Consider the following 7,968-nt stretch of genomic DNA (forward strand, 5'->3'; position numbering starts at 1 on the left):
TTGTTGTGAGGTTGTATGGTCGAGGGTTGGTGGGTGACGTTCGCGGTTCTGGCGGTTACCTCCTGAGGGTGGCTTGTGGACGAGGTGCAGGACGTTCTGCCTGCGGGGTTCATGCGCGTTCGAGCAGCAGGGCGATGCCCTGGCCGCCGCCGATGCAGGCGGCCGCGCAGCCGTAGCGCTTGCCTTTGGCTTGCAGAATTCGTGCCAGGGTTCCGGCAAGGCGGACCCCGGTGGCGCCCAGGGGATGGCCCAGCGCCAGGGCGCCGCCCCAGACGTTGACGCGCTCGGGGTCCAGCGCCAGCTCGCCCATGGCGTGCAGCGGGACCACGGCGAAGGCCTCGTTGATCTCCCAGGCATCGATATCGCTGACGTTCAGGCCGGTCTGCTCCAGAAGACGGCGGATGGCGGCCGCGGCTCCGGCGCCCATCTGTTCCGGCGCGACGCCGCAATCGGCGATGGCCACCACCCGGGCCAGGGGCGTGGCGCCATGGCGCGTCAGGGCCTCCTCGGACATCAGTAGGGCGGCGGCGGCACCGGAGGTCAGCGGAGAGCTGTTGCCGGCGGTCACCCGGCCGCCTTCCAGGAACACCGGCTCGAGTCCGGCCAGCCGCTCGGCCGTGGTGTCGGCGCGGATGTTGGCGTCCCGGGCGATGCTTTCGTCGGCGGCATTGGCCAGCGCCAGGCGCTCGCCATCGAAGTGGCCCTCGGCATCGGCCGCGGTGGCCCGCTGGTGCGAGGCCAGGGCGAAGGCATCCATGGCCTCGCGCCCGATGCCCGCCGTCTTGGCCAGGCGCTCGGCGGTCACGCCCATGTTCAGTGCCACGTCGAGCTCCAGCCATGGGGCCTTGCACAGCCCGGCCGGGCTGGTCAGTACCCCCTCCTTGAACAGCGCCGGACCCATGGGCACCCGGGTCATGTTCTCGACGCCGCCGGCGATACCGGTCTCGATGGCACCCGCCTGTATCTCGCGGGCGGTGCTGCGCAGGGCCGCCAGCCCCGAGCCGCACTGCTGGTCGATCTGCCGGCTGGCACAGCCGCGGCCCCGCTCACCCAGGCGTTCGGCGAGCCATAGCGGGTAGCGCCCACCGAAGCTCCACTGCTCCTTGACCGGAAGGGCGCAGCCGACGCTGAGGTCCTCCACGGCGGCGCCCTCGAGGTTGCCCCGCGCGAGCAGGGCGTCGATCACGGCAGCCAGCAGGGCGTCGCCGCGAGTATCGGCCCAGCCGTCCACCTCCGGCTTGCGGGGATGGGCGCGGGTGAAGGCGCTGCGGGCATAGTCGGCGAGATAGACGTCCCTCATGGGGTCGGCTCCTGGGGGGCGGTCAGTCGCGCCCAGCGGTGGATGAAGAGCGCGTAGGTGGTCAGCACGTGGCGGATGGAGTCGATCTCCACGCACTCGTCCACGCCGTGGATGTGCTGGGCCACCGGGCCGTAGCAGGTGCCGTTGATCTCGCCCGAAACGTGAAAGGCGCGCAGGTCGGTGGTGCAGGTGGAGAGGTAGTGGACCGGCGGCTCGCCGAGCAGCGCCTCGTGGCATGCCGAGAGCAGCCGGATGCCCGGGGTATCGAGGTCGACCAGGTGCCCCTCCGAGCGGAAGCCGTGGAAGCTGACCCGGGGCGCCGGGGTAGCATCGTCGAGCTCGGCATGGCGAGCGGCAATGGTCTCGCACACCCGCTCCATGGCGTCGTCGGGGGTCATGCCTGGCGGAAAGCCGACGCGTCCCTCGAGGATGGCGTGGGCCGGCACGCTGGAGGCCCAGTTGCCGCCCTCCACCCGACCAATGCTCAGGTTGAAGGGATGGGGGTGGCCTTCATAGGGCGCCGGGCGCGGCAGGGCGTTGATTTCCTCTTCCAGCGCCTTGAGTGCCGGCAGGTATTGTTGCAGGGCCTCGATGGCGTTCTTGCCGGAGGCGGTGTCCAGCACATGGGCGGGCACCCCGTTCAGGCGCATGCGGAACCACAGCACTCCCACCTGGCCGCTGTAGATCCGGGCGCCGAAGGGCTCGGGAATCAGCACGAAGTCGCCGCTGTAGCCCTGATGCAGGCAGGCCAGGGCGCCGTTGCCGGTGCACTCTTCCTCGATCACCGTCTGCAGGGTCAGCGGGAAGTCGATGCTCACGCCAGCCTGGCGTACCGCCTGCACCGCCATGACCATGGCGGCGATGCCGGCCTTCATGTCGCCGGCGCCGCGGCCGAAGAGCCAGCCGTCCTGCTCCCAGGGTTCCCAGGGCGGGCGGGTCCACATGTCGACGGGCTCGGCGGGCACCACGTCCAGGTGGCCGTTGAACACCAGGTGCGGGCCGCTGGCATCCGGGTTGAGCCGCGAGACCAGATTGTAGCGCCCGGCGCTTGCCCACTCGGTGGGCACACGGTGGGGGTGCTCGGCAAACCCCGGGGCGTCCAGCGGCACCCGGGTCGCCGGCAGGCCCAGCCGGTCGAGGCAGGCCTCCATGGTCTCCAGCGCTCCGTGCTCCTGGCCCAGCACGCTGTAGCCGCGCACCAGGTCGCGGGTCAGTGCCAGGGTGTCGTCCATGAGCGCATCGCAGGCGGCGACGATGCGCTTCTCCGTGTCGTCCAGCATCAGAACCTCCCCAGCCGTGACTCGTCGATGATCAGCGTCGCCTCGGTGGCACCGCGCAGGCTCTCGGGGTCGAGACCTTCGGCGATCTCCACTACGGCAAGCCCCGCCGGAGTCACATCCATCACCGCCTTGTCGGTGATGATGCGTGACACGCAGCGGCTGGCGGTGAGCGGCAGGCGGCAGCGTTCGAGGATCTTGGGATTGCCGTGCTTGTCGTTGTGGGAGCATAGCACCACCAGCCGCTTGACCTTCTGGGCCAGTTCCATGGCGCCGCCGATGCCCGGCGAGAACTTGCCGGGGATCTTCCAGTTGGCCAGGTTGCCAAGCCGGTCGACCTCGAAGGCACCCATGAAGGTGAGGTCGACCCGGCTGCGCCGGATCATGGCGAAGGAGGTGGCGCTGTCGAAGACGCTGGCGCCGGGGCGGGTGGTGATGTAGGCCCCACCGGAGTCGATCATGTCGTGGTCCGGTGCCTCGCCCTCGCGCCGCGGGCGGCAGCCCAGCACGCCGTTCTCCGAGTGCACCAGCACTTCCATCTCGTCGGGCAGGTAGTGGAAGAGGCGCGTCGGCAGGCCGATGCCGAGGTTGACGATCTGACCGGGGATCACCTCCCGGGCGGCCCGGGCCAGGATACGATGTGACTCAGAGGCCATGGGGGCGCACTCCCTGTTCACTGGTGGCTCGCTCGACCTGTACCACCTGGCTGACGAAGGCGCAGGGGGTATGGATGGCGTCGATGGGCAACTCACCGGGCGCGTCGAGGAGGTAGGCCTGGGCGATCACCTGCTCGGCGGCCATGGCCATCAGCGGATTGAAGTTGCTGGCGGTGGCGCGATAGATCAGATTGCCGTAGCGATCGGCCCGCTCGGCATGCACCAGAGCGAAGTCGGCTTGCAGAGCCGGCTCGATGCCCCAGATGCGGCCGTCGATCTCGATCTCCTGGCGGCCCTCGGCGATCTCGGTGCCCTGGCCGATGTCGGTGAGAAAGCCGCCATGGCCGGCGCCGGCGCAGCGTATCTTCTCGGCGAGCAGGCCCTGGGGATGAAAGCGCACCTCGAGTCGCCCGGCATTCATCGCCTCGATGGCGGTGCGGTTGAGCCCCAAGTGCGAGGTGATCAGCCGTCGGACACGTCCGGCCTCGATCAGCCTGCCGATGCCGATGCCGGGCTCGTTGGCGTCGTTCTTGATCAGGGTGAGCCCGCCCTGGCCACTTGCCAGCAGGGCGTCGAGTAGCGCGAAAGGGGTGCCCGGCGAGCCGAAGCCGCCGACCATGATCGTCGCCCCCTCGGGGATGGCGGCCACCGCCGTCTCGAGGTCGCGGACTTTTTCGGTGAGCAGCGTCATGACGAGCGGACCTCCGACGGTCGGGCAGCGGCAGCAGCGGCCCCGGTCTCCTCGGCCAGCGACCGGTCGAAGCGCGCCAGGGCGCGATCCAGGCGCTCGAGCAGCGTTTCCACCTCCTCGGCGCGGATGGTCAGCGGCGGGGTGACGAGGAAGTGGTCGCCGGCCATGCCGTCCAGGGTGCGGCGGGGATAGATCAACAGGCCCTCCTCCTTGGCCAGGGCGGTGATCTGGGCGAAACGGTTCTGCTCGGCGGGGAAGGGGCGGCGGGTAGTGGGGTCGGCGACCAGTTCCACACCCCACAGCAGGCCGAGGCCGCGGACATGGCCGACCCAGGGGTAGCGCTCGGCCAGCGCCCGCAGGCCGGTCTCAAGCTGTTCACCGCGCGCCCGGGTGTTCTCCAGCAGCCGCTCGCGGCGGATCGCTTCGATCACCGCGAGGCCTGTGGCACAGGCCAGCGGGTTGCCGGCGTAGGTGTGGCCATGCTGAAAGCCGCCGCTGGCCATCACCTCGGTGACGATGTCGTCACGTGTCAGCAGCGCCCCCACCGGGTAGTAGCCGGCGCCCAGCCCCTTGGCGGTGACCAGCAGGTCGGGGACGACGCCGTAGTGTTGCCAGGCGAACCAGGTGCCGGTGCGACCCACACCGGTGAGCACCTCGTCGAGGATCAGCAGACAGCCGAATTCGTCGCACAGCGAACGGATGCCCTTCAGGTAGCGCTTGCCCAGGAGCCGGGCGCCGGTGCTGGCGCCGCCGATGGGCTCCAGTACGAAGGCGATGATCGATTCGGTGCCGGCGGCCTCGATGGCCGCACGAGCTTCGGTCAGCAACCGGTCGACGTGGGTGTCGTCGTCGGCGTCCTGGTGGCGGTAGAAGTCAGGTCCCGGCAACTTCAGGGAGGCGTGGGTGAGGTCGGTGAAAGGCGCCTCCAGGGGGTGATAGCCGGTGACGCCCAGCGCCCCCAGGGTGCTGCCGTGGTAGGAGGGCCGCAGGGAGACGAAGCGATACCGCTGTGGCTCGCCGGTGGCGACGAAATACTGTCGGGCCAGCTTGAGCGCCGATTCCACGGCTTCAGAGCCACTGGAGACGAGGAACACCTTCTCCAGCAGGCCCTCCGTCATGTCGACCAGCGCATGGGCCAGAGAGACGGCCGGGGCATTCTCGAACTGGGTGCGGTAGGTGAAGGCGACGCGGTCGAGCTGGATCAGCATGGCATTGCGAATATCCTGCCGGCCGTGGCCGAGGTTGCAAGAGATGGCGCCGGAGCAGCCGTCGAGGTATTCCTTGCCGTGTTGGTCCCACAGGAATATGCCATTCCCGTGGCTGATTTCCGGCAGCGCGGGGCCGGCCTGGTAGAACAAGGGGGAACCCTTCATCTTGTCGATCCATTATTGTTGTGCGGGGCGGATAGCAACAGTCTAGGTAGTGGCGGCAAATTATTTCAATATATGATGTTTTTACTGTATGCGATGAGTTTGAGTCATGCCTGATGTCAACATTCATTCGCTGAAGGCGCTGGCGATCTTCAAGACCCTGTTCGAGGCAGGGAGCGCCTCGCAGGCAGCCAGGACGCTGGGCATCACCCAGTCGGGGGTCAGCCGTTCCCTCTCCCAGCTTGAACAGAACCTGGGGCTTGAGCTGTTCCTGCGCGAGAAGAACCGTCTGGTGGCGACCCCGGAAGCGCGGGAGCTCTATGAGGAGATCCTGCGGTTGATGGGCAATATCGATGAGCTTCGTCACAGCGTCCTGGCCCTCAAGGAGTTTGGCACCTCGCGGTTGCGGATCGCCGCGATCCCCGGCCTGGCCTTCGGTTTCGTGCCCCGACTGGTTGCCGCCTTGCTCGAGGATAACCGCGGGTTCAGCATCAGTTTCGACATGATGTCGAGCCACGACGTGTTACGGGAGGTCGAGTCTGGTCATGCCGACATCGGCTTCGTCACGCTACCGGTCACCTCCCGCCAGCTGCGGGTAGAGGAGTGGCTGACCACTCATGCCCGCTGTCTGGTTCCCAGGGGCCATCCCCTGGCAACCAGGACGGCGGTGAACATCGGTGATCTCGAGGACCAGTATCTGGTAATCAGTAACCAGCCCAATGTCGGCGCCGACCCGCTGCTTAACCTTGCTACCACCCACGGTATCCATATCGGCGGCAAGACCGAGGCCAATATCGGGGCCATTACCGCCCTGGTGGCCAATGGCGTCGGTGTCAGCGTGATGAATCCGATCACTGCCACCGACCAGCTTTCTCAGCGAGACGGCGTGGTGGTGTTGCCGTTTACCCCCGAGATCGACTTCAGCTTCGGTCTGGTCTATCGCGAGGACTGGAAGCATGCTCGGGCCCTGGAGTTCATCCGGGCCTGTGGTCGGGAGTTGTTGAAAGAGTATCCCGGTTGAGGGTCACCAGAATGCTCGGTGAGGAGGGCATGCCCAGCGTTTTGCCGAGCGTCTCGAGCGGCGTTGCTTCCCGCGGGGCGCCCCGGTCGCTAGAATGAGTGTTTGAAGTCGGGCATCGGACCCGGTCAGTGCAGGCCCCCGGCATCCGTCACCCCATCGCTGTTTTTCGTTTTACCGCAAGGATCCCGCGCTGCATGAGCTATCAGGTTCTGGCCCGCAAGTGGCGACCGCGTACCTTTCATGAACTGGTCGGCCAGGAGCATGTCCAGCGCGCCTTGGTCAATGCCCTGGATCAGGGGCGGCTGCACCACGCCTACCTGTTCACCGGCACCCGCGGGGTGGGCAAGACCACCCTGGCGCGGATCCTGGCCAAGTGCCTGAACTGCACGGCGAATGGCCAGGGTGACGCGGGCGTGACCTCGACGCCGTGCGGCGAGTGCGACAGCTGTCGCTCCATCGACGAGGGTCGCTTCGTGGACCTGATCGAGGTCGACGCGGCATCGCGCACCAAGGTGGAAGATACCCGTGAGCTGCTCGACAACGTCCAGTACGCCCCCACCCAGGGGCGCTACAAGGTGTACCTCATCGATGAGGTGCACATGCTCTCCACCAGCAGCTTCAATGCCCTGTTGAAGACCCTGGAGGAGCCGCCCCCGCACGTGAAGTTTCTGCTGGCGACCACCGATCCGCAGAAGCTGCCGCCCACGGTGCTGTCGCGCTGTCTGCAGTTCACCCTCAAGCATATGCCGCCCGAGCGCATCGTCGGCCACCTGGCCAAGGTACTCGAAGCCGAGGAGGTGACCTTCGAGGAGAGTGCCCTCTGGCTGCTGGGCAAGGCCGCCGAGGGCTCCATGCGCGACGCCATGAGCCTTGCCGACCAGGCGATCGCCTTTGGCCAGGGCGAGGTGCATCATGCCGACGTGGCGGCGATGCTCGGTACTCTCGACCATCGCCATGTCCTGGGGCTGGTCGAGGCCCTGGCCGCGGTCGATGCCCCCCGGCTGCTGGCCGAGGTGGCCACCCTGGCCGAGCAGGGGCCGGACTTTGCCGCGGTACTCGATGACATCACCGGCGTGCTGCATCGCCTGGCGATCGCCCAGATGGTGCCCGATGCCGTGGATAACGGCCATGGCGACCGGGAGGCGCTGCTCCAGCTTGCCGCGCGCTTTACCGCCGAGGATATCCAGCTCTACTACCAGATCGGCATCCAGGGTCGTGGCGACATGGAACATGCCCCGGACCTGCGCACCGCCCTGGAGATGACCCTGCTGCGCATGCTGGCCTTCCGCCCCCAGGGCGTGCCGCGTCCCCCGCAGACGCCGCTGCCCCTGCGCGGTGAGGGTGCTTCAGGGGGTGTGGCGCCTGCTGGCGAAACGCCGGCACAAGGCGGGTCGGTCCCCGAGGAGAGCCCGTCTCCCCGTCCCGCTCAGGCGTCGCCCCAGGTCGCCGACGAGACCCCGTCTCCCCCTCCCAAACCCCCAACCCCGCCCACGCCGCCCCCCCGGCCCGCCCGGCCGGCCCCCGCGCCCGCCGCGGCCCCCCCGGCCCCCCCCCCCCCCCCCCCCCCCCCCCCCCCCCCCCCCCCCCCCCCCCCCCCCCCCCCCCCCCCCCCCCGCCCCCCCCCCCCCCCCCCCGGGGGGGGGGGGTCAACCA

At 68.4% G+C, this 7,968-nt stretch carries 7 protein-coding genes; 2 read left to right on the plus strand and 5 right to left on the minus strand.

Going from position 1 to position 7,968, the window contains the following annotated elements; genetic code table 11:
- Nucleotides 1–109: 109 nt before the first annotated feature.
- The 5 genes from HALO32_RS15645 to HALO32_RS15665 are packed head-to-tail and all read right to left on the minus strand — an operon-like array spanning nucleotide 110 to nucleotide 5,297.
- The gene (locus HALO32_RS15645; RefSeq protein WP_151444820.1) at nucleotides 110–1,300 is read right to left on the minus strand and encodes an acetyl-CoA C-acyltransferase; all 1,191 of its coding nucleotides are present in this window, start codon (nucleotides 1,298–1,300) and stop codon (nucleotides 110–112) included.
- Complete coding sequence (locus HALO32_RS15650) at nucleotides 1,297–2,580, minus strand: ArgE/DapE family deacylase (RefSeq protein WP_151444821.1); 1,284 nt, start codon at nucleotides 2,578–2,580, stop codon at nucleotides 1,297–1,299. The genes HALO32_RS15645 and HALO32_RS15650 overlap by 4 nt, the downstream gene beginning before the upstream one ends.
- Nucleotides 2,580–3,233, minus strand: coding sequence for a 3-oxoacid CoA-transferase subunit B (locus HALO32_RS15655; RefSeq protein ID WP_151444822.1), 654 nt, complete (start codon nucleotides 3,231–3,233; stop codon nucleotides 2,580–2,582). The genes HALO32_RS15650 and HALO32_RS15655 overlap by 1 nt, the downstream gene beginning before the upstream one ends.
- Nucleotides 3,223–3,924 (minus strand): CoA transferase subunit A, encoded by a 702-nt coding sequence (locus tag HALO32_RS15660; protein ID WP_151444823.1) that lies wholly within the window; start codon nucleotides 3,922–3,924, stop codon nucleotides 3,223–3,225. Before HALO32_RS15660 ends, HALO32_RS15655 begins: the two co-directional genes overlap by 11 nt.
- Entirely contained in the window at nucleotides 3,921–5,297 is a 1,377-nt protein-coding gene (locus tag HALO32_RS15665; protein ID WP_151444824.1) for an aminotransferase family protein, read from the minus strand. Before HALO32_RS15665 ends, HALO32_RS15660 begins: the two co-directional genes overlap by 4 nt.
- Before the next feature lie 106 nt (nucleotides 5,298–5,403).
- Here HALO32_RS15665 and HALO32_RS15670 point away from each other — a divergent pair, with 106 nt between their 5' ends.
- On the plus strand, nucleotides 5,404–6,315 hold the full coding sequence (locus tag HALO32_RS15670) for a LysR family transcriptional regulator (protein WP_151444825.1): 912 nt from the start codon (nucleotides 5,404–5,406) through the stop codon (nucleotides 6,313–6,315).
- 194 nt (nucleotides 6,316–6,509) lie between these two features.
- A partial coding sequence (gene dnaX, locus HALO32_RS15675) for a DNA polymerase III subunit gamma/tau (RefSeq protein ID WP_225810089.1) occupies nucleotides 6,510–7,968 on the plus strand: 1,459 nt, incomplete at its 3' end.

Source organism: Halomonas lysinitropha (assembly GCF_902500215.1).
GTDB lineage: Bacteria > Pseudomonadota > Gammaproteobacteria > Pseudomonadales > Halomonadaceae > Halomonas > Halomonas lysinitropha.

What these genes read in the sequence shown, in the direction of transcription:
- HALO32_RS15670 (WP_151444825.1), top strand. Translation starts at nt 5,404, where the DNA reads ATGCCTGATGTCAACATTCATTCGCTGAAGGCGCTGGCGATCTTCAAG.
- HALO32_RS15655 (WP_151444822.1), bottom strand. Translation starts at nt 3,233, where the DNA reads ATGGCCTCTGAGTCACATCGTATCCTGGCCCGGGCCGCCCGGGAGGTG.
- HALO32_RS15660 (WP_151444823.1), bottom strand. Translation starts at nt 3,924, where the DNA reads ATGACGCTGCTCACCGAAAAAGTCCGCGACCTCGAGACGGCGGTGGCC.
- HALO32_RS15665 (WP_151444824.1), bottom strand. Translation starts at nt 5,297, where the DNA reads ATGAAGGGTTCCCCCTTGTTCTACCAGGCCGGCCCCGCGCTGCCGGAA.
- HALO32_RS15650 (WP_151444821.1), bottom strand. Translation starts at nt 2,580, where the DNA reads ATGCTGGACGACACGGAGAAGCGCATCGTCGCCGCCTGCGATGCGCTC.
- HALO32_RS15645 (WP_151444820.1), bottom strand. Translation starts at nt 1,300, where the DNA reads ATGAGGGACGTCTATCTCGCCGACTATGCCCGCAGCGCCTTCACCCGC.